The sequence below is a fragment of the Nonomuraea aridisoli genome, from assembly GCF_003236395.1.
GTDB lineage: Bacteria > Actinomycetota > Actinomycetes > Streptosporangiales > Streptosporangiaceae > Nonomuraea > Nonomuraea aridisoli.
In genome coordinates this window covers 25,204-51,454 of record NZ_POUD01000018.1, presented here as the reverse complement: position 1 = coordinate 51,454, position 26,251 = coordinate 25,204, and the positions used below count along the sequence as shown (strand labels likewise).

Genomic DNA, 26,251 nt, shown 5'->3' with positions numbered 1-26,251 from the left:
CATGCTTCCTGCCACGGGCGGATTTCTCAGGCCAGCGCCTTCCTGATGGCCGACCTGACGAACGCCCGCGCCAGCCGAGCCCGCCGGAACCGGCTCAGCACCGGGGCCGGGGCGCCGTACCGGCGGGCCCGGACGTCGGCCACCACGTTCTCCGGGGCGCCCAGCTCGGCCAGCACGTCGAGGGCCTCCCGCTTGGTGATCAGGCGCCCCTCGCGCAGGGTGACCGTCGCCCTGGCCACCGTCAGCAGGCCCAGGTCGACCCAGACGTCCTGCAGCCAGCGCCGCCGCGCCTGCGCCTTGACCAGCCAGTAGTCGCGCAGATCCGTGCGTACGAACCGGATGAGCTCCGCGTCGGTCACCGGCGGCAGCAGCTCCGCGGGCGGCGGCCCGTGCAGCACGAGCGCGCCCTGATGCAGCTCGCGCCGGGTGACGGCGGTGACGGGACGGCGGAAGATGCGCTCGTGCGCCCACGTGACGTGCTCGGCCGCCGGGTCGTCCAGCTCCTGCCGGGCCAGGTACGAGCAGTGCAGCCGGTCCGCCAGCGGCAGGCCGAGCCCCCGGTGCACCGCCTTGATGCGCCGCCACTGCTCCATCGTCACGGGCGCGTCCAGCACCGCGACCAGATCGAGGTCGCTGTGTCCCGGCCGGTAGTCGCCGGTGGCCAGCGAGCCGTGCGCCCAGAGCGCGACCAGCGGCACGGCCGGCTCGACACCCTCCAGGAAAACCCTTAGCAGACGATCCGTGTCGGCTTGCATGATGGCCACTATGATCGATACTCGCTTGGCTGGAAAGGTCGCGCTGGTCACAGGGGCCAATCACGGCATAGGCGCCGCCACCGCCGTCGCGCTGGCCGCCGAGGGCGTCGCCGTCTTCCTGACGTACAAACGGCTCCCGCCGCTCGACGAGCCCGCCTACCCCGAGGCGTACGACCGGGCCAGGGCCGGCACCGCCGACGACGTGGTGCGGCGCATCCGCGAGGCGGGCGGCGCGGCCGAGGCCGCCGAGGCCGACCTGGCCGACCCCGAGGTCGCCAAGGCCCTGTTCGACCAGGCCGAGAAGGCGTTCGGCCCGGTCGAGATCCTGGTCAACAACGCCAGCGGCTGGCTCAGCGACACCTTCACGCCCACCGAGCGCGACCAGTTCGGCCGCCCGCTGCGCATGGTCGACGCCGAGACCCACGAGCGGCAGTTCGCCGTCGACGTCCGCGCGCCCGCGTTGCTGATCGCCGAGTTCGCCCGCCGCCACGTGGCGCGCGGCGCGAGCTGGGGCCGCATCGTCGGCCTGACCTCCGGCGGCCCCGAGGGCTTCCCGACGGAGGTCAGCTACGGCGCCGCGAAGGCGGCCCAGGAGAACTACACCGCGTCCGCCGCCCGCGAGCTCGGCTGTTACGGCATCACGGCCAACATGGTGCACCCGCCGGTGACCGACACCGGCTGGGTCAACGACGAGGTCGTCCAGTACGCCGCGACGCTCCCGCTGGGCAAGGTCGCCGAGCCGGAGGAGGTCGCCGAGGTGATCACGTTCCTGGTCTCCCACCAGGGGCGGCGGGTCACGGGTCAGGTCATCAAGATGTACTGAACAGCGCGCTGACCGACTCGCCGTCGTGGATGCGGCGCATCGCCTCGGCCAGCGCGGGCGCGATCGACAACACCGTCAGCTTGTCGCTGGGCTTGGGCGGCGGCACGGTGTTGGTGCAGACGATCTCCAGCACCTCGGGCAGCGAGCCCAGCCGTTCGACCGCGCCGCCGGAGAACAGCCCGTGGGTGCAGGCCACCCGCACCGACCGCACGCCCCGATCGCGCAGCCGGTCGAGCAGCTCGATGACCGTGCTGCCCTTGGCGATCTCGTCGTCCAGGACGATCACGTCCTTGCCCTCGACCTCGCCGATCACCGAGCTGATCACCACCCGGTCGTCGCTGAAGCGCTGCTTGGCGCCCATGGCGACCCCGGTGCCGAGCAGGCGGGCGAAGTGAGCGGCCTCCTTGGCGTTGCCCAGGTCGGGGGAGACGACGACGGTGTTCGACAGGTCGTACCGGCGGAAGTGGGCGGCCAGCTCGCGCAGCGCGTGCAGGTGATCGACGGGGACGCTGAAGAAGCCGTGCACCTGCGGAGAGTGCAGCGTCATCGCCAGCACCCGGCTCGCGCCCGCCGCCACCATCAGGTCGGCCACCAGCCGCGCGCCGATGGAGATGCGCGGCGCGTCCTTCTTGTCGGAACGCGCGTACGCGTAGTGCGGCAGCACGACCGTGATCCGGGCCGCGGACGCGCCGCGCGCGGCGTCGAGCATGAGCAGCAACTCGACCAGATGCTCCTGCGTCGGCGGCACGAGAGGCTGGATGAGGAAGACGTCACGCTCGCGGCAGTTGGCCTGCAGCTGCACCTCGAGCACGTCGTTGGCGAAGCGGTTGATCTGGACGGGGTGGAGCGGGGTGCCGAGATGGGCGCAGATCTCCTCCGCGAGTTCGGGATGGGCGCTGCCGCTGAAAACCGTGATGTCTCGCACGGTTCCCCAATCGTAGTCACCTCAGGTCAGCGATTCCGGGGTGAGCTCGCCGAGCGCGGGCACGACGCGCCAGGCCAGCGCGAGCGCGTCCGGCGCGGGCGGGTAGCGCGGGTGCGGCACGGCGACCACCCGCATGCCGGCCGCGTGCGCCGAGCGCAGCCCGTTGCTGGAGTCCTCGACCGCCACGCAGGCGCCCGGGTCCACGCCGAGCCGGCGGGCGGCCTCCAGATAGCCGTCCGGCGCCGGCTTGCCGCGCGCCACCTCCTCGGTGGAGACCGTGGCCGCGAAGCACTCCGTCAGCCCGGCCGCGTCCAGCACCACGTCGATCAGCCGTCGCGGGGACGAGCTGGCCAGCCCCAGCGTGACCGCGACGGACAGCCGCCGCACCGCCGCCACCGCCCCGGGCATCAGCGGCACCCCGTCGCGGTAGCGCGCGGCCATCTGGTCGACCACGCCGCGCGCGATCTCGGCGGGCTCCATGCGCACGCCCAGCTCGTGCAGGTACGCGGCCCACTCGGCGGTGCTCATGCCCATCAGCCTGGACTGCGTGTCGGCCTGCCAGACGCCCCCGTGATCGGCGACGAACGCCCGGCGCACCTCCTCCCAGACCGGCTCGCTGTCGACCAGCACGCCGTCCAGGTCGAACACGCACGCGTCCATGGGTCCCCCCGATGATCAAGCCCCTTGCCAAGATTCATCCTATTAGGGGCACTTCGTTGAGCTACCTGGCGTCGTTCCCCGGGCATGCGGCTTGGCATGGCAGACCTTCCATGGCACGACGCGGGCGACTTCGAGGATGCCGACCGCGGATTCATCGCGAAGCTCAGCCCGGCGGTGATCAGATCTCTGGACGGCGGCGTCGTGTGGGACAACGACGCCTACGACTTCCTCCAGGGCGACTGCCCGGACACCGCCCATCCGAGCCTCTGGCGCCAGGGGCAGCTCTGCGCCCGCCAGGGCCTGTACGAGGTCACGGAGGGCGTCTACCAGGTGCGCGGGCTCGACCTGTCGAACATGACCCTGGTCGAGGGCGAGCGCGGCGTCGTCGTCATCGACCCGCTGGTCTCCACCGAGTGCGCCGCCGCCGCGCTGAAGCTCTACCGGGCCCACCGCGGCGGGCGTCCCGTCACCGGCGTCGTCTACACGCACTCCCACGCCGACCACTTCGGCGGCGTACGCGGGGTCACCGGGGGCGGTGTGCCCATCCTGGCGCCCAAGGGCTTCATGGAGCACGCGGTCACGGACAACCTCTACGCCGGCCCCGCCCTGACCCGCCGCGCCCTGTACATGTACGGCGCCGCCCTGCCCCGCTCGCCGGAGGGCCAGATCGGCGCCGGCCTGGGGATGACCCTGTCCACGGGCACCATGTCGCTCATCCCGCCCACGGCCGAGATCGAGCGCACCGGCCAGGAGGAGACGGTCGACGGCGTCGAGATGGTCTTCCAGCTGACGCCGGGCGCCGAGGCCCCCGCGGAGATGAACCTGCTCCTGCCCGCCCGCCGCGCCCTCTGCCTGGCCGAGAACGCCACCCACAACCAGAACAGCATGCTGCCGCTGTGCGGCGCCGTCGTCCGCGACGCCCGCGCGTGGGCCCGCTACTTGACCGAGGCCATCGCCCTGTTCGCCGACCGCGCCGACGTGGCCTTCGCCTCGCACCACTGGCCGACCTGGGGCCGCGACCGCATCGAGCGCTTCCTGTCGCAGCAGCGCGACATGTACGCCTACCTGCACGACCAGACCCTGCGCCTGCTCAACAAGGGCCTGACGGGAGCGGAGATCGCCGAGACCCTGCGGCTGCCGCCCGCGCTCCAGCAGACCTGGCACACGCGCGGCTACTCCGGCTCGCTCATCCACAACGTCATGGCCCTCTACCAGCGCTACCTCGGCTGGTTCGACGGCAACCCGGCGCACCTGTGGGAGCACCCGCCGAGGGAGAGCGCCGTGCGGTACGTCGAATGCCTCGGAGGCGGCGCGGCCGTGGTCGAGTTCGCCCGCCGCTACGTCAGGGAGAACGACCTGCGCTTCGCCGCCCAGCTCCTCAACCACGCGGTCTTCGCCGACGAGGGCAACAAGGAGGCCCGCGACCTGCTGGCCGAGGTCTACACCCGGCTCGGCCACGGCACCGAGAGCGCCACCTGGCGCAACTTCTACCTGACGGGGGCGCTGGAGTTGTCGGACGGCATCGTGCCGGCCGACGTGGAGGTCACCCCGGCCGACTTCCTGGCCGCGCTCTCCGTGGAGCAGATCTTCGACTCGATCGCCATCCGCGTGGACGGGCCGCGGGCCTGGAACGAGCGCCTGTCCATCGACTGGCACCTGACGGACCTCGGGGAACGCCACCGGACGACGCTGGCCAACGGCGTGCTCGTCCAGCAGCCCGAGCCGCGCGGGACCGCCGACCTGACGCTGCGGCTGACGAAGGCGCAGCTCGTCGGCCTGCTGTCGGGCCAGGGCGTCGAGGGCGTCGAACGCGAGGGGGACACACGGGTGCTGCGCCGGCTGGTCGCCGTACTGGACCATCCGCTGCCCGACTTCGCCGTCGTCACGGCCTGAGGCGCGGATCGGCGCGCAGGGCCCGGCACACGAGGGCGAGCATCGTCACCACGACCGCCGCGCCGCCGGGCCCGAGCAGCACCGGCACGCTGAGCCCGCCCGCGTGCCAGGCCGAGACCGCGATCGTGACCGACGTCAGCACCGTCACCCCGAACATGGCCGCCCACAGCGGCAGCACCTGCGGGTAGGCGAACAGCAGCGGGAAGACGACCCATACGAACGGCGGCGCGGTCACCGCGAGCACCAGCCACCCGGCGGTGACCAGCCCGAGCCACACGCGGGCCGGCGACGGCCGGCCCTCGAAGGCGGCGCCGGCCGCGTAGAGGAGGCCGAGCAGCACGCCGCCGACGGCCTCGGTGACGCGGCCCTCGCGCAGCACGGAGACGACGGCGAACAGCACCAGGCCGCAGGCGGTGAGGCGCACCGCCCACCGCAGCAGCCGCAACGGATGGTCCAGCATGGCTCACCCAGCGTAGCGGCGCTCAGCGGGCGCGGCGCCCCTGCACGGCGGAGATCGCGAAGTACAGGAGCCCGGCCAGCACGAGAGCGATCACCACGCCGATGTTCGCGCTGCCGAACGTGCCGCCGCGCAGCTCCTCGCTCATCAGGAAGCCGACGACGCGGGCGATGTTCTCGTCGGCCGACGTGATCAGCCCGAGGCCCACGAAGGAGGCCACGACCAGCGACACCACGCCCGGCCAGTTGACCGCGGGCGCGCCGGCCCGCAGCAGCCCCTCGTCGTACGCCCGGCCGCCCGCCCGCAGCCGCCACATGTCCACCAGGAAGATCGCCGCCCAGGCCGCCATCACCACGCCGACGATCGCCAGGAACGCCTGGAAGGTCGCGAGGAAGCTGGTGGAGACGAACAGCAGGTAGTAGCCGCCGAGCACCATGAGCAGCCCGTCGATCAGCACCGCGTAGTGGCGGCGGATCGGCACGCCGAGCGCCAGCATCGACAGGCCCGAGGAGTAGATGTCGAGGATCGCCCCGGCCAGGAACCCGCCGATCGCGGTCAGCAGGTACGGCACCAGGAACCACGTCGGCAGCGCCCCGGCCAGAGCCGTCACCGGGTCCGCCCCGGCCGCCTCGGCGAGCTTCGGGTCGCCGCCCGCCAGCAGTACGCCGAAGACCAGCAGCACCATCGGCGGCAGCGCGCCGCCGAGCGTCGTCCACAGCGCCACCGACCGGCCGGACGAGGCACTCGGCAGGTAGCGGGAGTAGTCGGCGCCGCAGTTGACCCAGCCCAGCCCGAGCAGCGTCATCGCGAAGATGACCGCGCCCACCCACTCGCCCGGCCCCGCCGTGCTCGCCAGCGACCCGCCGAGCCGCGGCGCCATGAGGATGAGGTAGACGACCGTCAGCACCACGAACGCGTACGTCAGGTAACGCTGCACCACCATGATCATCGCGTGGCCGTACACGCCGACCGCGATCACCACGAGGGCGGCGACGGCGAAGCAGCCGGCGGTGGCCGTGGTGGCGGGGACGCCGGGCGTGAGGCGCGCGAGGATGGCCGCGCCGGCCTGCGCGGCCAGCGTGACCAGCACGATCTCCCAGCCCACGTTGGAGACGTACGAGAAGATCGTGGGCAGCTTGTTGCCCTGGTAGCCGAACGGCGCCCGGCCCAGCGTCATGGTCGGCACGCCCGAGCGGCTGCCCCCGACCGCGACCAGGCCGACGAGCAGGAACGACAGCGCGTACCCGAGGGCCCCGGTGACGATCGCGGGGATCACGCCGAGCCCGAGCCCGACGATGTACACGCCGAAGGCGACGCCGAACAGCGACAGGTTGGAGCCCGCCCAGGGCCAGAACAGGTCGCGGGGCCGGCCATGGCGCTCGCCCTCGGGGACGGCGTTGATGCCGTTCTGCTCCACCGCCATCGTGTCCATGATCGGACGGTACCCGGCTTATGGCGGGAAAAGGAAGTTTGTGATCCTTGAGGGGGTGAAGGGAAGTGGTGTCGTGATGGGGGCGTCCGGGGGCGACAACCGCAAACGCGCGCTGGCCGTGTGCCTGACGGCCGCGTTCATGACCGGCCTCGACGTCAGCATCGTCAACGTGGCGCTGCCGTCGATCCGCGACGGTCTGAACGCCTCCGACGACGGCCTGCAGTGGACGTTGTCCGGCTACGCGCTCACGTTCGGCCTGCTGCTGGTCCCCGCCGGGCGGCTGGGCGACGCCAGGAGCCGCCGCACCATCTTCATGTGGGGCGTGGTGCTCTTCACCCTCGCCAGCGCCGCCTGCGGCTTCGCCGGGAACATGACGGTGCTCATCGTGGCCCGCCTGATCCAGGGCATGGCGGCCGGCATGCTCAACCCCCAGGTCTCCGGCCTGATCCAGCAGATGTTCCAGGGGTACGAACGCGGCCGGGCCTTCGGCGCGCTCGGCGCCACCATCGGGGTGTCCACGGCCGCCGGGCCGCTGATCGGCGGCGCGCTGGTGACCGTGTTCGGGGCCGACCACGGGTGGCGGTGGGTGTTCCTGGTCAACCTGCCGATCGGGGCCGTGCTGCTGCCGCTGGCCTGGCGGCTGCTGCCCAGACCGGTGACCGTGCGCCGCCACGAGAGCATGGACCTGGTGGGCGTGCTGCTGCTCGGGGCCGGCATCGCGGGGCTGCTGCTGCCGTTCGTCCAGCGCAACCAGTGGGAGGGCGACGCCAAGTGGCTGCTCGTGCCGGCCGCGCTGCTGACCCTGGCCGGGTTCGTGGTCTGGGAGCGCTACTACGGGCGTGAGCCGCTGGTCGACCTGGCGTTGTTCCGGAAGCGGTCGTACCGGCTGGGGTCGATGATCGCGCTGTTCTACTTCGCCGGATTCACCGGCATCTTCTTCGCCTTCACCCTCTACCTGCAGAGCGGCCACGGCTACAGCCCCCTGCTGGCCGGGCTGTCGATCACGCCGTTCGCGCTCGGCTCGGCCTCGGCCGCCGTGGTCGGCGGCCGGCTCGTGTGGAGGGCCGGGCGGCGGCTGACCGCCGTCGGTCTGACCATGGTGATCGCCGGGCTGTTGGCCACCATGGGCGCCACCTACCTCGTGCCCGGCCAGCACGTGGGCCTGGCGACCGCGCTGCCGTTGCTGCTGGCGGGCATGGGCAGCGGCCTGGTGATCTCGCCCAACCAGGCCATCACGCTCTCCGAGGTGGCGCCCGAAGGCGGCGGCAGCGCGGCCGGCGTGCTGCAGACGGGCCAGCGGCTCGGCTCGGCCATCGGCATCGCGGCGGCCGGCTCGACGTTCTTCGGCTCGCTGGGGGACGGCTGGTCGACGGCGTTCCGCCACGGGCTGCTGGTCGTGCTGGTCTCCGTGGGGATCGCGCTCGTGGCCGCCTGCTACGACCTCGTGCGCACGACCATGGAGAAACGCTCAGCCGCGTTCGAGTAACCGGGCCTCCACCGCGGGGTCGAGCCCCACCCGGGGCCGGTCGGCCCGCATGGGCGCCGCACCGCCGATGCCCCGCAGCCAGGCCCAGGTGTCGGCCACCGTCTCCGCCACCGGCCGGCACCGCAGCCCGGCCGCGACCGCCCGCGACACGTCGGCCCCGTGCATGAAGGCGTGGTCGTCGCCCGTCAGCCAGATCGGCAGGTCGATCCACGGCCGCACGCCCTCGGCCAGCAGCCGGTCGGCGCCGATCCAGCGCAGCTCCGCCCCGCCTCCGGTCACGCGGACGCACGTGTCGAGCAGCTCGCTCATCGTGGTGAACCCCGGTGGGCTCACCACGTTGAACGCCCCGCCCACGCCGCGTCCGGCCGCCTCCAGGCACCACCGGGCCAGGTCGCGGGCGTCGACGTACTGGAGCCCCAGATCGGCCGGTTCCGGCGCGACCACCGGGCCGCCGCGCGCGATCCGGTTGAGCCACCACGGCAGCCGCCCGATGTTCTCGTACGGCCCCAGGACGAGCCCCGCGCGGGCCAGCAGCGCCCGCTCCCCGAACGCCGCCACGGCGCCCAGCTCGGCGCCCCTCTTGTTCTTCGCGTAGTCGCCGTCGCCGTCGTCGGGCGAGGCCGCCACCACGGGCGCGCTCTCGTCGGCCCCGAACCCCGCCCCGTCGGCGTGGACGGAACGGCTGGAGACGTAGACGTAGTGACCCGCCCGATCGGCCAGCAACGCGGCGGAGTCACGGACCGCCGACGGCGCCCACGACCAGGTGTCGACCACGACGTCCCACTCGCCGCGCTCCAGCGCCGCGAGCCCGCCCGGGGCCGACCGGTCGCCGCGCAACGCCGCCACCCCCGCGGGCGGCTCGTGGCTGCCCCGGTTGAACGTCGTCACCCGCCACCCCAACGCGAGCGCTTCTTCGACGACCGCCCGGCCGACGAACTCCGTGCCGCCCAGCACCAGAACCCTCATGGCTCCCACCCTGGCTGCCCGAACGCCCGCGCGGAAGACGTGCACGCCCTCAGCGGAATCGCCACGGGCGTAAGGGGTGGGAGAGGGGCCGGTCGCCTGGCGGTCAAGGCCGGGTATATACACTCAGCGTATCCAGCCCTCATCGCCTCAATCGGTATAAGGCCAGATCAGCAGCTGTCATGTTGCGATCGCGCTGAGCGGGTAGATGTCACTCGCAGTAAGGCACGGGGGTGGGAAAATGGCGGGGTTCCCGCGTTCTCTTCGGGGTCGCCTGACCACGATCGCGATCCTGGTGGCCGCCGTCGTCCTCGCCGCCGGGTCCTCCCTGACGCTGTCCACCGTGCCCGACAACCTCTACGGCGTCGTCCACAGCAGAGTCGAGCTGGCCGTGCGGCGGGTGGCGGCCGAGGCGCGGGCGGGCGAGCTGCCCACCGTGCTCACCCCGCCGGCCCGCATCCACTTCCTGCGCGTCCGGTCGTCGGACGGCCGGATCATCGCGTCCACCCCCGCCACGTCCCTGCAGGACGCCCACATGACGGACTTCCGGCCCCCCGCGCCCAGGACGATCTCGACCGTCGAGCAGACCGCGCCGGCCACCAGCACGGAGCCCGCGATCCACTACCTGGTCAAGGCCATGACCGTGGACACGCCCGAAGGCCCCGTCACCGTGTACGGCGCCTCCTCCCTGTCCGACGTCGACCGGGCGCTCACCTGGATCAACCTGTTCGTGTTCGTCGGGTCCCCGCTCGTGCTGGGGATCGTCGGCGCCATCACCTGGGCCGCGGTCGGGTCGGCGCTGCGCCCGGTCGAGCGCATCAGCGCCGAACTGGCCGAGATCACCGGCCGCGACATTAGCCGGCGCGTCCCCGTGCCCGACACCGGCGACGAGATCAGCTCGCTGGCCCGCACCACCAACCACACCCTCGACCGTCTCGAACGTTCCGCCGAAACTCAGCGTCGCTTCGTCGCCGACGCCTCCCACGAGCTGCGCAGCCCGATCTCGGCCCTGCGCGCCCAGCTGGAGGTGGCCAACGCCTACCCCGACGAGACCGACTGGAAGGCCACCGGCGCGCGGGCCCTGGCCGCCGCCGACCGCCTGGCCACGATCGTCGACGAGCTGCTGATGCTGGCCAGGCTCGACGCCGGCGCCGTCGTGCCGCGCCGGGTGGTCGACCTCTGCCGCGTGGTGGAGGAGCAGGCGCGCGACCGCGAGGACGGCCGCGTGCCGATCCACCTGCGGCTGTGCGCGTCGGCGCCGGTCTGCGGCTCGCCGGTGCAGCTCGACCGGCTGCTGACCAACCTGCTCGACAACGCCACCCGGCACGCCGCCACCCGGATCGAGGTGGAGGTGTCCGTACGCCAGGCGCAGGTGATCGTGACGGTCGCCGACGACGGCGACGGCATCGCGCCGGAGGACCGGGAGCGGGTCTTCGAGCGGTTCACCCGGCTGGAGAGCGGCAGGGCGAAGGACAAGGGCGGCAGCGGTCTCGGGCTGCCGCTGTCCAGGGAGATCGCCGCCGCCCATGGCGGCAGCCTCACGGTGGCCGACCACCACCCGGGCGCCCGCTTCGTCGCGGTCATCCCGCTGTACGGGGGCGTGTGAGGTCCCGGCCCTACACTTCCGGCATGGATCTGCGCGAGCTCTCCGACGAGATCGAGCCCATCTCCCACCGCTACGCCGCGCACCTCGGCATCGAGCGTGACGACACGTGGTTCCTGCTCAAGCTCCAGGAGGAGCTGGGCGAGCTCACGCAGGCGTTCCTGATGCGCAGCGGCCGGGCCAGGCGCAAGGGCCGCACGGACGAGCAGCTCGACGCCGCGTTCCGCGAGGAGCTGGCCGACGTGTTGTGCCACGTGGTGCTGATGGCCCGCCACCACGGCGTCGACCTCCCCACGGAGATCGAGCGGAAGTGGCTGGCCTGGAAGGACGCGTAGGGCCCGCGCCCGCGGGCCCTACGGCGCCTCAGCCGGTGACGGTGATGCGGTTCGTGGCGGGCGGAGCGATGGGGTTGTTCTGGCCGAGGTGGTCGACGAAGGCGTCGATGTCCAGCGGCCCGCTCCACAGGTCGGTGCCCTCGGTGAAGGCGAGGAACGCGTCGCCGCCGCCCACGAGGAAGTTGTTGGCCGCGACCCTGATGGTCTGGGTGTCGGTCACCGGGGTCCCGTCGATCCTCATGTCGGAGACCTTCGAGCCCCAGGGCGCGCTCGGGCTGTAGGTGTAGGTGAAGTTCGCCGACGGCTGCAGGATCTTGGTGAACGCCTGGTTGTTCGGGCCGCCGGTGAACTGCTGCTCCAGCACCGTCTTCAGCTGCGCCCCGGTCAGCGTGACCACCTGCATGAGGTTGTTGAACGGCTGCACCGTGAACGCCTCGCCGTACGTGACGACGCCGTCGCCCTCACCGGCCGGCGAGCCGGCGAACGACAGCGAGGCCCGCACGCCGCCCGGGTTCATCAGGGCGATCTGGGCGTTGCCGCCGGTCCGGGTGGCGGCCAGCTGCGCGTCGGCGATGAGGTTGCCGAGCGGCGACTCGCCGGAGGGCCCCGCGGTGTTGGTGATGTCGGCGGTGATCGTGCCGACCGCCCGGTTGGCGACGGGCGCCACGCGGTCCTTCCACGTCTGCACGAACGTGGAGATCTCCGGGTCCGGGGTGACCGTGCGGGTCACGACGTGGTTGTCGGCGACGACCGAGGAGCGCACGATGTCGCGGCTCCTGGTGTTCACCTTCAGGTCGACCTGCGTGATCACCCGCCCGAACGAGCCGCCCTGCGAGAAGAGACGGTCGTTGCCCGCCGGGTCCTTGACCGTGCACAGGTACGCCTGGTGGGAGTGGCCGCTCAGCACCAGGTCGACCTCCGGGTCCACCTGCGTCGCGATGCGGGTGCCGGGCCCGGGGGTGGCGGCACAGGAGTCCGGCGACTGGCCGGCGTTCACCTGGTCGCCCTCGTGCACCAGCACGACCTGTGCCTTGACGCCGAGCAGCTTGAGCAGCTTGGAGGCGACGTTGGCGGCCTTGACCTCGTCGATGAACTTGAGGTCCTTGATGCCCTCGCTCGTGACGATGTTCGGCGTGGTCTGCGTGACGACGCCGATGAAGCCGATCGGGACGCCGTTCACCCGCTTGACGCTGACCGGCGGCAGCGCGGGCACGCCGAAGTCGGCGAGCAGCTTCTTGACCGTGGGGGTGTTCGTTCCGGCGAGTCCGGCCAGCGCGTCGGTCCTCTCGTGCGGGTTCTTGAACAGCACGTTCGCGCCCACGTAGTCGAACTTGGCGCCCTTCCACGTGCCGGCGGGGGAGCAGCCGTCGACCGGGTGGCAGCCGCCGTTCATGATGCGGCGCAGCTCGGCGTAGCCCTCGTCGAACTCGTGGTTGCCCACCGCGGCCACCTTGAGCCCCAGCTTGTCCAGGAACTCGATCGACGGCTCGTCGTGGTAGGCGGCCGAGATCAGCGGTGAGGCGCCGATGAGGTCGCCCTGGGCCACGGCGATGGTGTTCCGGTCGGCCAGGGCCTTCATGTGCGTGGCGACGTACGCGGCGCCGCCGGCGTCGACCGTGTTGCCGTGCTCGTCCACCATGCGGCCGGAGGAGCCGGTCGGGGGCTCGAGGTTGCCGTGGAAGTCGTTGAGCGCGAGCAGCCGGACGGGGACCGTCGGAGGGGCCTTGCTCGCGTTCGCCGGGAGGGTGGCCAGCATGACCGCACCCGAGGTGACGGCTCCGGCAAGCGCCAGCCGGAGTAAGGAACGAGACGTCATGCCCCAAGACGTTACGACCTGACCTTGAGCAGCCGATGTCGCAAAGGTAACGATTTATCCGGATGCCGTCTGGCGGTGTTTGCCAGTGGTCCGCCTAGAGTGGCGTTCTGTGAACGTGCGCGTGAAAGTCTCGGCCCGGCTGGACGACGAGGAGATCGCCGAGGTGCTCGGCCTCGTGGAGGCGGCGGCGCGAGCCGACGGCGTCCACCCGCTCAACGAGCAGTCGATGCTCCACGTCCGCTACGGCGGCGACTCCGGGGCCCGCTCCCTGCTGTTGCGCGCCGGAGCCGACCTGGCCGGTTACGCGCACGTCGATCCGGGCGACGAGGCACCGAGCGTCGAGCTGGTCGTCCACCCGGACCACCGCCGGCGCGGCCACGGCACGCGCCTGCTGCGCGAGGTCCTGGACGTCACCGGCGGCCGCCCCCGCCTGTGGGCCCACGGCGACCACGCGGGCGCGGCGGCGCTGGCGGCCTCGTTCGGGCTGGAACGCGTACGGTCCCTGTGGCAGATGCGCCGCCCGCTGGAGGCGCCTCTTCCGGACTGCACGCTGCCGCCGGAGGTCTCGCTGCGCACGTTCGTACCGGGACGTGACGAGGAGGCCTGGCTCAAGGTCAACGCCGCCGCCTTCGCCCACCACCCCGAACAGGGCGCCTGGACGGTCGACGACCTGCTGCGGCGCGAGCGCGAGCCGTGGTTCGACCCCGAGGGCTTCTTCCTGGCCGTCCGCGGCGACCGGCTGGCCGGCTTCCACTGGACGAAGGTCCACGACTCCGTGGGAGAGGTGTACGTCGTCGGCGTCGACCCCTCCCAGCAGGGCACCGGACTCGGCCGGGCGCTCACCCTGGCCGGCCTGACCCACCTGCGCTCGCGCGGCCTCGCCCAGGCGATGCTCTACGTGGACGAGGCCAACACGGCGGCCATCAGGTTGTACGAGTCACTCGGCTTCTCCCGGTGGGACGTCGACGTGATGTACGCCCCCACCGCCTGAGCTACTCCACGATCGCGTGCATGATGAAGTACGAGATCGCGGCGACGAGGGCGGCGGCCGGGATGGTGAGGATCCAGGCGGTCACGATGTTGCCGGCCACGCCCCACCGCACGGCGCTGAGCCGCTTGGTCGCGCCGACGCCCATGATCGCCGAGGTGATCGTGTGCGTGGTCGAGATGGGGGCGCCGAACCCGATGGCGGCGACGTACAACACCGTCGCCGCCGCCGACTCGGCGGCGAAACCCTGCGGCGGGTCCAGGGCGATGATGCGCCGCCCCAGCGTCCGCATGATGCGCCAGCCGCCCGCGTACGTGCCGAGGGAGATCGCCGCGGCGGCGGCCAGGATGACCCACTGCGGGATGGGGTCGCCCGGGTTGGCGAAGTCGCCGACGACGAGCGCCAGGAAGATGACGCCCATCGTCTTCTGGGCGTCCTGCAGGCCGTGACCGAGCGCCATGGCGGCGGCCGAGACGGTCTGCGTGTAGCGGAAGCCCCGGTTGGTCTTTCCGGGCTGGCTGTTGCGGAAGATCCAGTAGATTGCGATCATGATCAACGCCGCGAGGGAGAACCCGACCAGCGGCGAGAGGATCATCGGGATGACGACCTTCTCGAGAACGCCGTCCCAGTGCACGACGCTGGCCGAGGCCAGCGCTGAGCCGACCAGGCCCCCGATGAGCGCGTGACTGGAGGAGGAGGGCAACCCGAAATACCACGTGATCAGGTTCCAGACGATCGCGCCGATGAGCGCCGCGGCCACGATCACCAGGCCGTGCGAGCCGTTCGGTGCGTCGATGATGCCGCTGCCGACGGTCTGGGCGACCTGGGTGCCCAGGTGGGCGCCGATGAAGTTCATGGCCGCCGCCATGAACAACGCGGCCCTGGGCGTCAGGGCTCGGGTCGAGACGGAGGTCGCGATGGCGTTCGCCGCGTCGTGGAAGCCATTGGTGTAGTCGAAGACGAGTGCGACGACGACCACGCCGATGACGAGGGCGAGCGTGAGGTCCACGGGGCCTAGCTTTCCTTGACCGCGATCGACTCGACGGTGTTGGCGACGTGCTCGAAGGCGTCGGCCGCCTGTTCGAGGGCGTCGACGACCTCCTTCATCTTCATGACCGTGAGTGCGTCGTACTCGCCGCTGAACAGTTTGGCCAGCAGCCTGCGATAGACCTGGTCGGCCTGGTTCTCCAGGCGGTTGACCTCGATCCAGTACTCGTTGAGGTTCTTCATCGAACGCAGCCGGGGCATGGCCTCGGCGGTGAGCTCGGCGGCCCGCTCGAGCACCTCGACCTGGCGGACGACGTCCTTGGGCAGGTGGTCGAGCTGGTAGAGCACGATCAGGTCGGAGGCGGCCTCCATGGCGTCCATCACGTCGTCGAGGTTGGAGGCGAGGCGGTAGATGTCCTCGCGGTCGAACGGCGTGATGAAGCTCTCGTTGAGCCTGTTCATGATGGCGTGGGTGCGTTCGTCGCCGGCGTGCTCGCAGGCGCGCATCTTCTCGGCCAGGGCTTCCCTGTCCGAGCCGTCACTGATGATCTCCACCAGCAGGCGGGATGCCGTGACCAGGTTGTTCGCCGAATCGGCGAACAGGTCGTAGTAGCTGTCCTCACGTGGCGTGAGACGCAGGCGCACGTCGTTCTCCAGATGTGCGGGGATGGTCCGTGGAAGAGGGTATGGCCTACCAGGCGAAATGCGAACTTCACATCCCGTTCGCCTTCTGGCTACCCGACGTAGGTTGTGCAACACCGAGGATGTACGTACTTTTGGGGGTTTTTTGGCAGCTCGCACTGCCCTCGACGTCGTTCAGAACAGTTGCTGGCGGTAGCGCAAACGAGACTTGATTACCGAGACGTTCCTCGAATGTTCACCTGATGTTCATCTCACACCTTCGTCCGGTGGAAGTTGCGGTACGACCGCGACGGGGTGGGGCCCCGCTGCCCCTGATAGCGCGAACCGTACTTGCTGGACCCGTACGGATGCTCGGCGGGGGAGCTGAGCTTGAACACGCACAGCTGCCCGATCTTCATCCCCGGCCACAGCTTGATGGGCAACGTCGCCACGTTCGACAACTCCAGCGTCACATGCCCGCTGAACCCCGGATCGATGAACCCGGCCGTCGAATGCGTCAGCAGCCCCAGCCGGCCGAGCGAACTCTTGCCCTCCAGCCGCGAGGCCAGATCGTCCGGCAGCGAGACGACCTCGTACGTGGAGGCCAGCACGAACTCCCCCGGATGAAGGATGAACGGCTCGTCACCCCTGGGCTCCACCATCCGCGTCAGATCCGGCTGCTCCTCGGACGGGTCGATGTGCGGGTAGCGATGGTTCTCGAACACCCTGAAGAACCGGTCGAGCCGGACGTCGATGCTGGACGGCTGGATCATTTCGGGATCGAACGGATCGAGTGAGAGCCGTCCGGCGTCGATCTCAGCAAGGATGTCACGGTCAGATAGCAACACGGTGAGCAACTTACCGCCCGCCCGGAAACTCTGCGGGCCCGGGATTGCTGAACTGCGCCAAGTTTCCGCTACAGTGGTGGTCGGCGACCGCGAGTCGCACGCGGGTGTAGTTCAATGGCAGAACATCAGCTTCCCAAGCTGACAGCGCGGGTTCGATTCCCGTCACCCGCTCTCATCGCGAAAGCCCAGGTAGACCGATGGATTCGGTACCTGGGCTTTGATGTTTCCTAGGGCTGTTGATCTCTGCGTGCCGCCACTGTCGAATCATCGCCGTAGAGAGCTTGCCAAGCGGCGGCGCGGCGCGCGGCCGTATCCTCGGCCCTCCGCCCGCCCACCGTCCGGGCGTGCGGTCTGGGGCCGGTCCCGGACAGCGGCGGGGACACCGGGCCGCGCATAGCACGCCGTACCAGCCGACCGCCCGCCCGGGGTTGCCGGGCCGCCGCACAGATGCAGCCCTACGATCGCCACAGCATGGCCGGATGCCGTACGGGGCGATCGACGATCCAGAGTTCGTTCCTCACCCTGGCTCACCGAGCAGTGCGGCTGATCCCTGATGCCAAACTCCGTCGAAGCGTCTCACGTGCGTAAGCGCTTAAACCCAAAACTGGATCTTGTATAGCTCGATCCGGGCGAACGCGTTGGGGAAGCCGGGCTCCTGTTCGGTCCGAAGGATCTTGGTGGTTACCCGTGTGGACCAGGTCGTATCGCCTTGCCCTAGGTCGAACTCCATACGGTGTGGATTGAGATAGTCGGCCGCCCAAGGCTCGGCACCGATCAGTTCGGATCTCAGTGAGAGCCGGCCAGTCCACAGCTCTTCCCAGTCATCCACAGGTGGTGGCCCGTCCCACCGCTCGAACCCGTTGTGGATCGTATGCAATACGTCACCGTAGTATGCCGTCCGGATGATGAGCCCGTCGTGCCCTGCCGCAACCCTCTCGTCCGGTGGGTCCATCTCCCCATCGACCGCCGAGCCCACTAATTGGCCGTCTATAACGCTGGCGACGGCGAAGAGCCGGTATTCGGGTCTCACCTCGTCCGTGAGTGAGCGAAGAAGGCTGCTCATAGTCTCTTCCTTTCCCTGCGCATGCCATCGGATCCGAGCCGGTTTCACAGCTCAAGGCCGCGATCGTCGTGCCATTAGCGTGCCATTAACCGGGGTAACGAGGGGTCAACCACGGTCACTCACGACCGGCCGTAACCGCAGGCTGGCGCTCTCACGAGCCGAGATTCCTGCAATTCCCAAGCTGACAGCGCGGGTTCGATTCCCGTCACCCGCTCTCATCGCCAAAGACCAGGTTAGAGACGGTTTCCCCGCCTGGCCTTAGTTGTTGTCTGGACTCTTTTCGATCTTCCGTGCCCGCTACGTGCCCGATCCATCTGGATTTTGCTCGTCCGGCTCGGGCTCGTCAGAGTCATCGATCTGCCGTTCCTCGGCCTCCGCTATCCAGCCGCGGAAGGGGCCGGCGCTCAAGCCAACGACACGATCATTCAGGCGAGCGACGCCCGCGAACTGGACAGCGCCATCGTGGCCATAGGCGACAACGTCGTGGAGCGGAACCGGCCTCGTCTCGCTCTGACTCAAGAACCGTCCGGGCGCGTGGACGGCAGGATCGACGCCAACGTCATGTTCAGCAACAACCCATGAGACACCCGCCGCAGGCGTCACCATCGTCCGCGAAGCCGGAGCCGCAGTCGTCGACATCGACGGCAGCCCGCACAACATGACCGCCCAAGCCACCATCGCCGCAAGCCCGAAGCTGATGGCCGACCTCGTCGAACTCATCGCCGAGGCCCGCAAGACAACGAGCCATAGCCGGGGCACAGCCGAATAGTTCTTGTAGGTATCAAGCGGCGGCGCGGCGCGCCGCCGTACCCCCGGCCCTCCGCCCGCCCGCCGTCCGGGCGTGCGGCCTGGGGGCCGGTCCCGGACGGCGGCGGGACACCGGGCCGGGCACCGCGCGCCGACCCCGGCGTACCAACCGAACCCTCCGACCGGGGTTGCCACGCCGCACAGATGCAGCCCTCACGATCACCACTGCATGGCCGGTCGCCGTACGTGCTTGGGGGTGCTCGGTGAGCCAGGGTTCGTTCCTGGCTCACCGAGCACCGTGGTTGATCCCTGATGCCAAACTCCGCCGAAGCGCCCTCTGCATGCCGCGCTTGCCGGGGTTACATCGGCCCGTGTGGAGAGGCGCAGCCGGGTGGGGATGGATGCCATCCCTCCCTGCCGCCGTAGGGCTCAAGGGGTACAAAGGTCTTTCATGAGGTCCCAGAAGGACCTGTGACGCTTGGCGCCGGCCATCCAACCCGCGAGAAGCCAGGCCTCCCACTCGCCATCAGAGGTCATGACGTGGGGGTTGAGAAGAAGGTCTCCATCCCACAGCCCGACTATAAGAGTGTCAGGCAGATATTCCGCTCTGATGGCGTGGTGATTCTGCTTCTTTCCGTAGACGAAGTAGAGGTCATCAGGCACTTCATCTCTGGGCACCGACCAGGCTTCGACCCTTGAAGGCAGGACGTCACGGACCCAGCCGACCTCAGCGACCGGCCACAGGGAGTACTCCTCGACGCCCCAGCCGTCGGAGTACAGGAGGAATTGCCGATAGCTTGGCGGCAGGTTCATGCCTAACCGCTCTTCGAGTTGACTGACTTCTAATTCACCGGCCGGGGGGTGGAGGCCATGGCCAGGCGGCAACGGAGGATGGTCTGGACCTTCGGCCATCGGCTCTTCCTCCGGGAAGAGGTCAGACCAGGCGTAGGCGGTATTCATGGTGGGTTACGGTATCCGTCGCGACTGACTGTTTCGTCAGGCGTTGGGTGCCGCAACACCAGCGTTTATCGGACGCTCCGCGGGTGGATTTCGAGTACCGGCGCTTGGCGCACTTGGGGCCGATGAAGACGTGTTCCTCGCCGTTGTCAGCGTACGAATCCATGGATCCCTCGGCGTAAAGCAGATGCGCGGCCGGGATGCTGACGATGCGCTTGCCCGCTTCGGACTTGGGCGGGCGGTCGCCGTCAGTTCACCCCACTGCAGGCTTGAGAACGTGGCCAGCAGTTCGCTCCCTTCTTGGTCAGCCAGATCTCCGCCTTCGCTTGAGAAGGTGTTCGGCGCGGCCCGGTTAAACGCCGTCTGGCCCGGATGCCTGGCCTTGCTCACCGTAGAGGAATTGTTGTAAGCGGACGTGTCGGTGTTGTAGCTGGCTACTATTCCGCCATGTCTTTCGATCTTGGATACTACGCATTCGCGGTCGTGTTCTTCGCTATGTTGGTGGGCCCTCCCTTGCTGGGAACGGCCAGGGTCATCCGTGTCGCGGTGCGTTCCGCCCCGCCTAACCGCCACGAGCGCATAAGCCGGCGACTCGTCGTAAAGGGCCTGTTCGTGTCGTTCGCCGGTGTCTTGGTGATGGGGCTCGGTGCGTGGGCGGCGGGTGAGGATTCGCGCTACGGCGCCATGGAATCCCTCGCGATGCTGCTGCTCGCCCTCGTCGGCGCGGGACTACTTGTGGCTGGTCTCGCCCCACTGCCTTCATGGCTGCTGGAGATCCCTCGTCCGTTCACGGAGCGACTGCCGCCACCCTTACGCCTGGCGGCCCGCGACCTGGCCCACCGCCGTGCGCGCGCAGTTCTCAGCATCACGCTGGTGATGACAGCGACGGCCTTCGGCATGGCGCTGACGGTCATCGCGGTCGGCGAAGCGACGCAGAGCAGGGCCGAATACTCTCCCCGGGCCCGGCAGGGCACCTTATTGGTCCAGCCAAGCACCTTATTCGGGGTGTCTTCTTTCTCGGCGGCGGATGCAGGCGCCATACGAGCGGCGATGGAGCGGGAATTACCCGGCGTGCCAATCGCTGAGAGCGAGCGACCGACGAGCCTCTCCAGGCACTTCGGCACGGACGCGGGGAACGTCGACATGCCGGAGGAGGCCGTCTACTGGAACCAGGCCATCGGCGACGAAAAGCTGCTGCGGTACCTCACGGGCGATCAGTCGACGCCGTATGACGAGAACACGGCCGTAGTGATCACATCAGCTGCCATGAAGGTTGACTCGGTCGAACTCTCCTACGAGGTCAACGAAAACGACGAGACGATATCGACCAAGAGCGTCCGGGCGGTCATCGCTAGACCTGCCGACCCGCACATGCAGACGATTTTCGTCCCCTCGAAGATCCTCCGTAGCCTCGGCTACCAGCTTCAGCCGGACGAACTGATCGTTGACCCCTCCCTCCACCGGGTCACGCCGCAGGAGCAGGAGCGCCTCGACGACCGTCTGGACGACGCGGTCGCGGCAACCTACGTCGAGCGCGGCTTCGAGCCTTCGACCGGGTGGCTGCCCATCGTCGCGGCGGCATTCCTCGTCGCCCTCGCGTGCGCGCTGGCCGTCGGCTTCGGCAAGGCCGCGAACGCGCGCCAGGCCCGGGTTCTGAAGCGAGCCGGTAGGGGATCGGCCGCGACTTTCCGGTGGTTCTGCGCCTCCCGCGCGGCTCTGTGCGCCTTATGGGGAACGGTCCTCGGTGCGGTCACCGGATGTATTGCCGGGAGGTTGCTGTGGTGGCCTCTGACGGTGCCTACCACGTGGGATGAGCCGGTACGAGTGCCGTTCGAGACTCCCTGGCTGGCGATAGCGGCCGTCGTCGCCGGCCTTCCCCTCCTCTCCGCCGCCCCTCGCTGCGCTCCTCGCCCGCGAGCAGCCGCGCGTCCCCACTGCGCCTCGGCCCTGAAGCGGGGTGGCTCCTTGGAACAGGCCGCGCAGGCAGAACCACGGCAGGAACTCCGATCGTCCCCGTGATCGCTTTCGTAGTGTCCTCGCGGCAATACGGCGTCTTCGCCCCTGGCCCGCGCGACCGGGTCGGCATATCGCTCCCGTTCCGCGCCTGGAGGGGAGCCAGAATCCACCCGCGACATACAGCATTCCCGACCGCGCCGTACTCGAAATTGTGGCCTAGCCCGCCGCAGGCTGCCCGCGGTCGGGGGACTTCGGCGTATGAAGTGTCGATGCCGGGACGAGATGCCAGCTGCGATCATCAGCCCGCATGGCCCGTTCCGAGGGATCCTTCAACAGGCAGCGGTATGCGATGGCGCAAGCGCCACCCTTGCCCGAAGCACGGGCGCGAGTCGGTCCCTGGCAACTATCGGGAACGGGGAGAGGAATGGGCCAGGCGCTCGTAAACCAGGCGTTGGCGTTCCATCGAAAGGCCGCGAGCAGTCATGGCCCTACGCAGAAGATCTGCATCGAATCCGTGCGCCGCCATGTGGTCGAGGAGAGGTTCGTATCGATCGGGCCGATCACGCAAGAGTTCTGTGGCCAACCGCAGTTCCAGGCGCACGACAGGAACGCGATGCGAACCACACTTGATCAAGACGTAGTGCTGCCACGGGCCACGGCCGATGCACTCCATCCCATCGGAGTCGGTCTCCTGCTCAACCGTGCTGATTTCTACATGGACCCCGTTCACCTCGTACCTGGCGAAATACTGCGAACTCTCGGGGAGCCAAGATGCCGTATAGAGGCAGGGGAAGGATGAGAGGGCTGCAGCGAACGCGTCCACGTCCTTCCGCCGAGCCACTAAGAGGTCAAGATCTCCGACAGGAAGACGAACACCTTGCAGGAGAGCGGCGCCTGTGCCACCCACGCGGTACATCGGGTTGACCCCCACAGCCCTCAGGGCGGTGAGAGCCGTCTCTAATGCCGACGCTACGTCCTCCAGCCGCAGAGATGCCTCACCGTCTCCCATGACGATCAGCGTATCCATGACGTGCTTTCAAGGTCAGGGCTCTATTTGTCGGCCCATCAACCCGGTGACGAGGTGTTTATCACGGTTACTCGAGACCGAACTCTCGCCCAGCTCAGAGTCGCGACGTCGTGCAATCGTCGCAGTTCCCAAGCTGACAGGCGGGTTCGATTTCCGTCACCCGCTTCAAGTGTCCCAGGTGGCCAATGCGGGTTTTGTTATTGCAGCGGGTTTTTGAGCCCTGCGGGGCAGACCGGTACGGCGACTCAGACCTTGCTGACGGTAACGCGTGTGCCGCACAGGGCGGTGAGGTCCTCGGGGTCGGAGGTGAGGATCGTTACGGGACCGGGGGCAGCGAGGGCGGTGGCGCTGAGCATGGCATCGATGGCGTACTTGTGCCCGTGCAGGCCGGCGTCAGACAAAAGCGTGGCGGCGTGGCGGGCGATCGGTTCGGTGACCGGCTCGATGACAAGTCGGGATAGCGTCCACTCCAGTGCCGGTCGGTTGACGCGGGGGTGGACCACCTCGACGAGGGTGGCGGCAGAGGTGACAACGCGGAGGTCGTCGGCGCGGGCGAGAGCAAGCCATGCGGTGACCGTACGGTCACGCAGGACAGCCTTGGCCAGTCCCTCGCTGTCGAGGACAAGTGTGCCCCCGGGAGCAGCGGGAGAACGGGTCACGCGGCCGTCCCACCATTGGCCTGTCCCCGCCGGGCCCGGTGGAGTTGGTCGCGCAGTGCCTGGATCTCGTCGTCGGTGATAGGGCCGTGCTCGGCCTCGGCGACCTGGATGAGTTCGTTGAGATTGTCGCGCTCGATCTGGCGGGCGACGGCTGCGGCGACGTAGGCGGACAGACCGGAAGGGCCGCTCCGGGCCCGGGCGGCCTCGGCGATATCACGTGGCATGGTGATCGAATACTTGCCGGTAGGCTCGCTCATGCTCTCTATCCTACCGCACATCCTCCCGCACAGTCGCGACCACCTCGTTAGTTCGGAAGGACCGCAGCCTGGTCCGGGTGTCTGCGTCACTCCAGCTCCGCAGCAGATCCATCTCGACTTCCACGTCGATGACTTCGACGCGGCGCATGAGCAGGTGATCACGTTGGGTGGGCGCCTGCTCAAAGCGGCCGACGATCGCACTGCACCCAGTGGAGTTCAGGTTTGCGCTGATCCCGCAGGCCATCCCTTCCGCCTGTGCTGGCTGCCCGTGCCGACATGACCGCCGGCTGCCCGTGAAGGGCAAAGGGCAGTAAGTGCCTCAGGCTCCGGGATGACTCGCCGGTCTTCGCACGTGGTTGGGGAGATGGGCGGGCCAGAATTCGTTCCTCCCCTGGCTAACGCTTTTGGTCTTCGGTGTGGGGTGACGCACTGAGGTTCTCCCATGCCTGCTGGAAAGGCTTTCATGGTTTTGGCGTGTGCCGCGTTGATGCTGGCCGGTTGTGCGATCTCCTCGTGGGAGGACATCGGAGAAGCGAAGTTGTCGGCGGACGAGCGACTTTGACGGTCGATGTGACCTTCGGCGCCCCCACCGGGTCCCCCGAGCTTGTGAGAGCGTGACAGACACGGAGGCGGGCGAATCGCGCTCCGAGGTGGTCATCGGATTCTGGTGGGGGAGAACTGCCCCCGTCAGTGGCCCTGGGAGGAGCCCGTGCTCACCAACGCGGCCGGCTATTTGCGCCCGGTGAGGCTCACGCTGAAGCGACCTCTTGCTGGAAGAACCGTCATTGACAGCACCGACGGGCAACGCGTCCGGATTCATCCGGAGGAAAGAAAGTCCCAGTGACCATGTACGAGGCCGTTCAGGGAGGAGTTCGTACAGGGGTTGAACAAGCTGGAACGACTTCAACCGGCGCTTATTCTGTCGATCGAGGATGGGGATGGGCCTACTCTGGGCGCATGGGTCATGCGAAGACGTCGTTCGTCTGCCTGCCTTGTCGTGCCTCGTACAAGCAGCCTTATCCGCGCTCCGGGCACAACGAGCGGTCATGCCCGCGCTGTGGCGAGCCACTGATTCATGTTGGTTCCGCCTTCGCGGCCCCGCGTCGGCGAGATGTGGCGGCCTGGCGGGTGCTCTCGTTGTTGTTGCACGCGGGTGTTCGTTTTCACAAGAGCTGTTGTGGCGGGCCTGGCTACCGCCCGCGCACACTCGGCGAAGCACGCGCGCGGATGGCGTACGCACGGGCCACCGGGGAGCCGTTCGCCCAAGCGCTGGTGCGCTACGAAGTGCCTTAACGTTGTCGGTGGGCTCTGCCATGATCGCCGCATGATCACGCCCCTCGGTGACTACGCCTGGTTCGCCGACTCCGGCCTCGCGGAGGCCTACAGCTTCATCTTCGTGCGCGGGCTCACACCCGAGCAGCTCGTGACTCGGATGGGTGGCCGAGCAGAAGACTTCTCCTGGATGACGCTCGATGAGTCGATCGGCGTCGGCGGCCGCTACGACTACAAGACCGAGTTCGTCGCGGTCACGGCCGTCGGTGAGTGGGCGTTCGTCGCGCAGTACAACAGCTGGCTCGGCGCCGACGACGAGTTCATCGTCCCGCTGTCGGCGGGCACCCGCCTGGTCTCCCTCTATCACCTCGACATCAAGGGTCTGGAGGAGTTCCGCTGGGTCGAGGACAGGGAGATCCGTTTCGCGTTCTGGGCGCAGGACGGTTTCTCCGAGATTCCCGACGAACTCGTGGAGACCATCGAGCAGCTCGATCGCGACTCCGGGGAACACAAGTGGGATCTCCACCGAGGGCCGGGGCTCGTCCTGATCGAGCACCTCACCGGGATCAAGCTCACCCCGCAGATCCTGGACGAGTCCACATACCTGTCCGGGGTCATCTCCAGACGGCCGACCACTGCCTGAGCCCGTCGACGCTCGGCCTGCCCTGATTGTCAGTGGGGGCGGACATACTGCCCAGGTGATTGACGAGACGCAGCGCCGGTATGCGGATTTCCTGCAGCGCCATCCCTATCTCGCACTGGCCACCTGCTGGACTGTCGTGCAGCCGGTCGTCTCCTCCTTGACCGTCGAGGCCATCGCCGAGCGACTGGGTGGACGGGGCGAGGACCTGGAGGCCGAGCCCGACGACGATGTGGACGAAGCCGACTATGAAGGGGCTTTCTACATCAGCCGCGACGACGCGTCGTTCGTTCTCTATGAGGACAACGGGTACCAGGGCATCCGTCCGGAGGTGTTGCGGCGGCTCAGTGACGGGGCTCGCGTGGTGAGTCTTTTCTGGAACGTCAATGGGACGGCCAATCTGACGTACGCCGCTTACGGCACCATTGTCACCGCGTTGGATCCCATGTTTCCTGGTCAGCGATGGGGTGAGACTCCGCACGTACTCGATGCAGAGCTCACGGTTCTGGAGGCGGCGACCGAACGTGGTCAATGGCAGGCGGCCGCGATGGCCGTCGTCGAAGCCGTCACCGGAGTGAGGCTTGATCTGCCTGACGCCAGTGCGCCGCGACTGCTGCTGGAAGAGACCATCCCGGAGGACCCGCGGGCTCCGAGCATGCTGGGTGGTGTCGATCCCGATCTGGATGTTCGGCTGCGCCTGGCGCCCGAGCCCGTACAGACCGCGGTGGTCCATCGCGTCGTCGACGCCTACCTCGTGGCGACCGGGCTGGTGGGCGAACCGGTGGTCCGAGAGGCGCTCGACTGCCTCATGGCCGGCCGTGACGTGAGGCGAGCCAGGGCCGACCTGGCGCCGCTCCTGGAACGACTCATGGACGATCGGCGTGACGAGCAAGGAGAGGTTCTCGCGGAGGACCACCCTGTTTCGCGCCGGGTCTGGGCGGCCCGGGCTCTGGACGAGGCCATGCCGGGACGTACCTGGCCTGATCGCCTTGATGTGCTCGTTCACGCGCCCAGGATCCTCGGCGACAGGTGGCCGGCGTTGCGTGCCCAGCTCACGGCCATGATCGCCGAAGGAGGGTGA

Annotated in this window: 25 protein-coding genes and 1 tRNA gene; 12 read left to right on the top strand and 14 right to left on the bottom strand. The window is 68.9% G+C overall.

All coding sequences use genetic code 11. From position 1 onward, the window contains the following. Positions 1 to 26: 26 nt before the first annotated feature. On the bottom strand, positions 27 to 755 hold the full coding sequence (locus C1J01_RS07250) for a nucleotidyltransferase domain-containing protein (protein WP_111177371.1): 729 nt from the start codon (positions 753 to 755) through the stop codon (positions 27 to 29). Positions 756 to 780: 25 nt separating this feature from the next. Here C1J01_RS07250 and C1J01_RS07245 point away from each other — a divergent pair, with 25 nt between their 5' ends. Then, positions 781 to 1,578, top strand: coding sequence for an SDR family NAD(P)-dependent oxidoreductase (locus tag C1J01_RS07245; RefSeq protein ID WP_235854298.1), 798 nt, complete (start codon positions 781 to 783; stop codon positions 1,576 to 1,578). Here the strand turns inward: C1J01_RS07245 and C1J01_RS07240 are convergent. Together C1J01_RS07240 and C1J01_RS07235 are read right to left on the bottom strand one after the other, a co-directional pair. Continuing rightward, on the bottom strand, positions 1,565 to 2,503 hold the full coding sequence (locus tag C1J01_RS07240; protein ID WP_111177331.1) for a ribose-phosphate diphosphokinase: 939 nt from the start codon (positions 2,501 to 2,503) through the stop codon (positions 1,565 to 1,567). The genes C1J01_RS07245 and C1J01_RS07240 overlap by 14 nt on opposite strands. Positions 2,504 to 2,524: 21 nt before the next feature. Further along, positions 2,525 to 3,163 carry an HAD family hydrolase gene (locus tag C1J01_RS07235; RefSeq protein ID WP_111177329.1) on the bottom strand — a complete coding sequence of 213 codons (639 nt, stop codon included), beginning with the start codon at positions 3,161 to 3,163 and terminating at the stop codon, positions 2,525 to 2,527. Between the two features lie 96 nt (positions 3,164 to 3,259). On the opposite strand from C1J01_RS07235, the gene C1J01_RS07230 reads away from it, so the two are divergent. Continuing rightward, positions 3,260 to 5,056: an alkyl/aryl-sulfatase gene (locus C1J01_RS07230; protein ID WP_111177369.1), complete on the top strand. Its 1,797-nt coding sequence runs from the start codon at positions 3,260 to 3,262 to the stop codon at positions 5,054 to 5,056. Here the strand turns inward: C1J01_RS07230 and C1J01_RS07225 are convergent. Then, complete coding sequence (locus C1J01_RS07225) at positions 5,046 to 5,516, bottom strand: hypothetical protein (protein ID WP_111177327.1); 471 nt, start codon at positions 5,514 to 5,516, stop codon at positions 5,046 to 5,048. The two genes, C1J01_RS07230 and C1J01_RS07225, sit on opposite strands and share 11 nt — an antisense overlap. 22 nt (positions 5,517 to 5,538) lie before the next feature. Further along, complete coding sequence (locus C1J01_RS07220; RefSeq protein ID WP_111177325.1) at positions 5,539 to 6,945, bottom strand: purine-cytosine permease family protein; 1,407 nt, start codon at positions 6,943 to 6,945, stop codon at positions 5,539 to 5,541. Between the two features lie 76 nt (positions 6,946 to 7,021). Between C1J01_RS07220 and C1J01_RS07215 the strand changes: the two genes are divergently transcribed. Then, positions 7,022 to 8,431 (top strand): MFS transporter, encoded by a 1,410-nt coding sequence (locus tag C1J01_RS07215; RefSeq protein WP_111177323.1) that lies wholly within the window; start codon positions 7,022 to 7,024, stop codon positions 8,429 to 8,431. Here the strand turns inward: C1J01_RS07215 and C1J01_RS07210 are convergent. Further along, complete coding sequence (locus tag C1J01_RS07210; RefSeq protein ID WP_111177321.1) at positions 8,414 to 9,397, bottom strand: NAD-dependent epimerase/dehydratase family protein; 984 nt, start codon at positions 9,395 to 9,397, stop codon at positions 8,414 to 8,416. The genes C1J01_RS07215 and C1J01_RS07210 overlap by 18 nt on opposite strands. 238 nt (positions 9,398 to 9,635) lie before the next feature. Here C1J01_RS07210 and C1J01_RS07205 point away from each other — a divergent pair, with 238 nt between their 5' ends. Next, the gene (locus C1J01_RS07205; RefSeq protein WP_181448615.1) at positions 9,636 to 11,000 is read left to right on the top strand and encodes a sensor histidine kinase; all 1,365 of its coding nucleotides are present in this window, start codon (positions 9,636 to 9,638) and stop codon (positions 10,998 to 11,000) included. Positions 11,001 to 11,023: 23 nt separating this feature from the next. After that, positions 11,024 to 11,332, top strand: a complete 309-nt coding sequence (locus C1J01_RS07200) for a nucleoside triphosphate pyrophosphohydrolase family protein (protein ID WP_111177317.1) — start codon at positions 11,024 to 11,026, stop codon at positions 11,330 to 11,332. 28 nt (positions 11,333 to 11,360) lie between these two features. On the opposite strand, the gene C1J01_RS07195 is transcribed toward C1J01_RS07200, so the two are convergent. Further along, positions 11,361 to 13,148 carry a bifunctional metallophosphatase/5'-nucleotidase gene (locus tag C1J01_RS07195; RefSeq protein WP_111177315.1) on the bottom strand — a complete coding sequence of 596 codons (1,788 nt, stop codon included), beginning with the start codon at positions 13,146 to 13,148 and terminating at the stop codon, positions 11,361 to 11,363. A gap of 109 nt (positions 13,149 to 13,257) precedes the next feature. Here C1J01_RS07195 and mshD point away from each other — a divergent pair, with 109 nt between their 5' ends. Continuing rightward, positions 13,258 to 14,139, top strand: coding sequence for a mycothiol synthase (gene mshD / locus C1J01_RS07190; RefSeq protein ID WP_181448614.1), 882 nt, complete (start codon positions 13,258 to 13,260; stop codon positions 14,137 to 14,139). Position 14,140: 1 nt separating this feature from the next. On the opposite strand, the gene C1J01_RS07185 is transcribed toward mshD, so the two are convergent. From C1J01_RS07185 to dcd, 3 genes are all read right to left on the bottom strand, one after another. Beyond that, the gene (locus tag C1J01_RS07185) at positions 14,141 to 15,145 is read right to left on the bottom strand and encodes an inorganic phosphate transporter (protein ID WP_111177313.1); all 1,005 of its coding nucleotides are present in this window, start codon (positions 15,143 to 15,145) and stop codon (positions 14,141 to 14,143) included. A 5-nt stretch (positions 15,146 to 15,150) separates the two neighbouring features. Beyond that, positions 15,151 to 15,768 carry a DUF47 domain-containing protein gene (locus tag C1J01_RS07180; RefSeq protein WP_090770239.1) on the bottom strand — a complete coding sequence of 206 codons (618 nt, stop codon included), beginning with the start codon at positions 15,766 to 15,768 and terminating at the stop codon, positions 15,151 to 15,153. A 248-nt stretch (positions 15,769 to 16,016) separates the two neighbouring features. Further along, positions 16,017 to 16,592 (bottom strand): dCTP deaminase, encoded by a 576-nt coding sequence (gene dcd, locus C1J01_RS07175; protein WP_111177365.1) that lies wholly within the window; start codon positions 16,590 to 16,592, stop codon positions 16,017 to 16,019. Between the two features lie 100 nt (positions 16,593 to 16,692). Here dcd and C1J01_RS07170 point away from each other — a divergent pair. Next, a tRNA-Gly gene (locus tag C1J01_RS07170) sits at positions 16,693 to 16,763 on the top strand. Between the two features lie 421 nt (positions 16,764 to 17,184). Here C1J01_RS07170 and C1J01_RS07165 read toward each other — a convergent pair. Beyond that, positions 17,185 to 17,655, bottom strand: coding sequence for a hypothetical protein (locus C1J01_RS07165; RefSeq protein WP_111177311.1), 471 nt, complete (start codon positions 17,653 to 17,655; stop codon positions 17,185 to 17,187). Between the two features lie 321 nt (positions 17,656 to 17,976). Here C1J01_RS07165 and C1J01_RS07160 point away from each other — a divergent pair, with 321 nt between their 5' ends. Next, positions 17,977 to 18,237 carry a hypothetical protein gene (locus C1J01_RS07160; RefSeq protein ID WP_111177309.1) on the top strand — a complete coding sequence of 87 codons (261 nt, stop codon included), beginning with the start codon at positions 17,977 to 17,979 and terminating at the stop codon, positions 18,235 to 18,237. Between the two features lie 594 nt (positions 18,238 to 18,831). Here C1J01_RS07160 and C1J01_RS07150 read toward each other — a convergent pair. Next, positions 18,832 to 19,362, bottom strand: a complete 531-nt coding sequence (locus C1J01_RS07150) for an SMI1/KNR4 family protein (protein ID WP_111177305.1) — start codon at positions 19,360 to 19,362, stop codon at positions 18,832 to 18,834. A 444-nt stretch (positions 19,363 to 19,806) separates the two neighbouring features. Between C1J01_RS07150 and C1J01_RS07145 the strand changes: the two genes are divergently transcribed. After that, positions 19,807 to 21,378 carry a hypothetical protein gene (locus tag C1J01_RS07145; RefSeq protein ID WP_111177303.1) on the top strand — a complete coding sequence of 524 codons (1,572 nt, stop codon included), beginning with the start codon at positions 19,807 to 19,809 and terminating at the stop codon, positions 21,376 to 21,378. A 1,209-nt stretch (positions 21,379 to 22,587) separates the two neighbouring features. Here the strand turns inward: C1J01_RS07145 and C1J01_RS07135 are convergent. Continuing rightward, positions 22,588 to 23,001 carry a type II toxin-antitoxin system VapC family toxin gene (locus C1J01_RS07135; RefSeq protein WP_111177299.1) on the bottom strand — a complete coding sequence of 138 codons (414 nt, stop codon included), beginning with the start codon at positions 22,999 to 23,001 and terminating at the stop codon, positions 22,588 to 22,590. Then, entirely contained in the window at positions 22,998 to 23,258 is a 261-nt protein-coding gene (locus C1J01_RS07130; RefSeq protein WP_111177363.1) for a CopG family transcriptional regulator, read from the bottom strand. The genes C1J01_RS07135 and C1J01_RS07130 overlap by 4 nt, the downstream gene beginning before the upstream one ends. Here C1J01_RS07130 and C1J01_RS53675 point away from each other — a divergent pair. From C1J01_RS53675 to C1J01_RS07110, 3 genes are all read left to right on the top strand, one after another. Further along, the gene (locus C1J01_RS53675) at positions 23,224 to 23,538 is read left to right on the top strand and encodes a VOC family protein (RefSeq protein ID WP_181448613.1); all 315 of its coding nucleotides are present in this window, start codon (positions 23,224 to 23,226) and stop codon (positions 23,536 to 23,538) included. The two genes, C1J01_RS07130 and C1J01_RS53675, sit on opposite strands and share 35 nt — an antisense overlap. Positions 23,539 to 24,582: 1,044 nt before the next feature. Continuing rightward, positions 24,583 to 25,173 carry a DUF6461 domain-containing protein gene (locus C1J01_RS07115; protein WP_111177293.1) on the top strand — a complete coding sequence of 197 codons (591 nt, stop codon included), beginning with the start codon at positions 24,583 to 24,585 and terminating at the stop codon, positions 25,171 to 25,173. Between the two features lie 55 nt (positions 25,174 to 25,228). After that, on the top strand, positions 25,229 to 26,251 hold the full coding sequence (locus C1J01_RS07110) for a DUF6461 domain-containing protein (protein ID WP_111177291.1): 1,023 nt from the start codon (positions 25,229 to 25,231) through the stop codon (positions 26,249 to 26,251).

Bases quoted from the DNA above. Each gene is read 5' to 3' on its own strand.
- C1J01_RS07205 (WP_181448615.1), top strand. From the start codon at position 9,636: ATGGCGGGGTTCCCGCGTTCTCTTCGGGGTCGCCTGACCACGATCGCG.
- C1J01_RS07145 (WP_111177303.1), top strand. From the start codon at position 19,807: ATGTCTTTCGATCTTGGATACTACGCATTCGCGGTCGTGTTCTTCGCT.
- C1J01_RS07165 (WP_111177311.1), bottom strand. From the start codon at position 17,655: ATGAGCAGCCTTCTTCGCTCACTCACGGACGAGGTGAGACCCGAATAC.
- C1J01_RS53675 (WP_181448613.1), top strand. From the start codon at position 23,224: ATGGTGATCGAATACTTGCCGGTAGGCTCGCTCATGCTCTCTATCCTA.
- C1J01_RS07130 (WP_111177363.1), bottom strand. From the start codon at position 23,258: ATGAGCGAGCCTACCGGCAAGTATTCGATCACCATGCCACGTGATATC.
- C1J01_RS07215 (WP_111177323.1), top strand. From the start codon at position 7,022: ATGGGGGCGTCCGGGGGCGACAACCGCAAACGCGCGCTGGCCGTGTGC.
- C1J01_RS07230 (WP_111177369.1), top strand. From the start codon at position 3,260: ATGGCAGACCTTCCATGGCACGACGCGGGCGACTTCGAGGATGCCGAC.
- C1J01_RS07220 (WP_111177325.1), bottom strand. From the start codon at position 6,945: ATGGACACGATGGCGGTGGAGCAGAACGGCATCAACGCCGTCCCCGAG.
- C1J01_RS07235 (WP_111177329.1), bottom strand. From the start codon at position 3,163: ATGGACGCGTGCGTGTTCGACCTGGACGGCGTGCTGGTCGACAGCGAG.
- C1J01_RS07195 (WP_111177315.1), bottom strand. From the start codon at position 13,148: ATGACGTCTCGTTCCTTACTCCGGCTGGCGCTTGCCGGAGCCGTCACC.
- C1J01_RS07115 (WP_111177293.1), top strand. From the start codon at position 24,583: ATGATCACGCCCCTCGGTGACTACGCCTGGTTCGCCGACTCCGGCCTC.
- C1J01_RS07210 (WP_111177321.1), bottom strand. From the start codon at position 9,397: ATGAGGGTTCTGGTGCTGGGCGGCACGGAGTTCGTCGGCCGGGCGGTC.
- C1J01_RS07225 (WP_111177327.1), bottom strand. From the start codon at position 5,516: ATGCTGGACCATCCGTTGCGGCTGCTGCGGTGGGCGGTGCGCCTCACC.
- C1J01_RS07150 (WP_111177305.1), bottom strand. From the start codon at position 19,362: ATGAATACCGCCTACGCCTGGTCTGACCTCTTCCCGGAGGAAGAGCCG.
- C1J01_RS07250 (WP_111177371.1), bottom strand. From the start codon at position 755: ATGCAAGCCGACACGGATCGTCTGCTAAGGGTTTTCCTGGAGGGTGTC.
- C1J01_RS07200 (WP_111177317.1), top strand. From the start codon at position 11,024: ATGGATCTGCGCGAGCTCTCCGACGAGATCGAGCCCATCTCCCACCGC.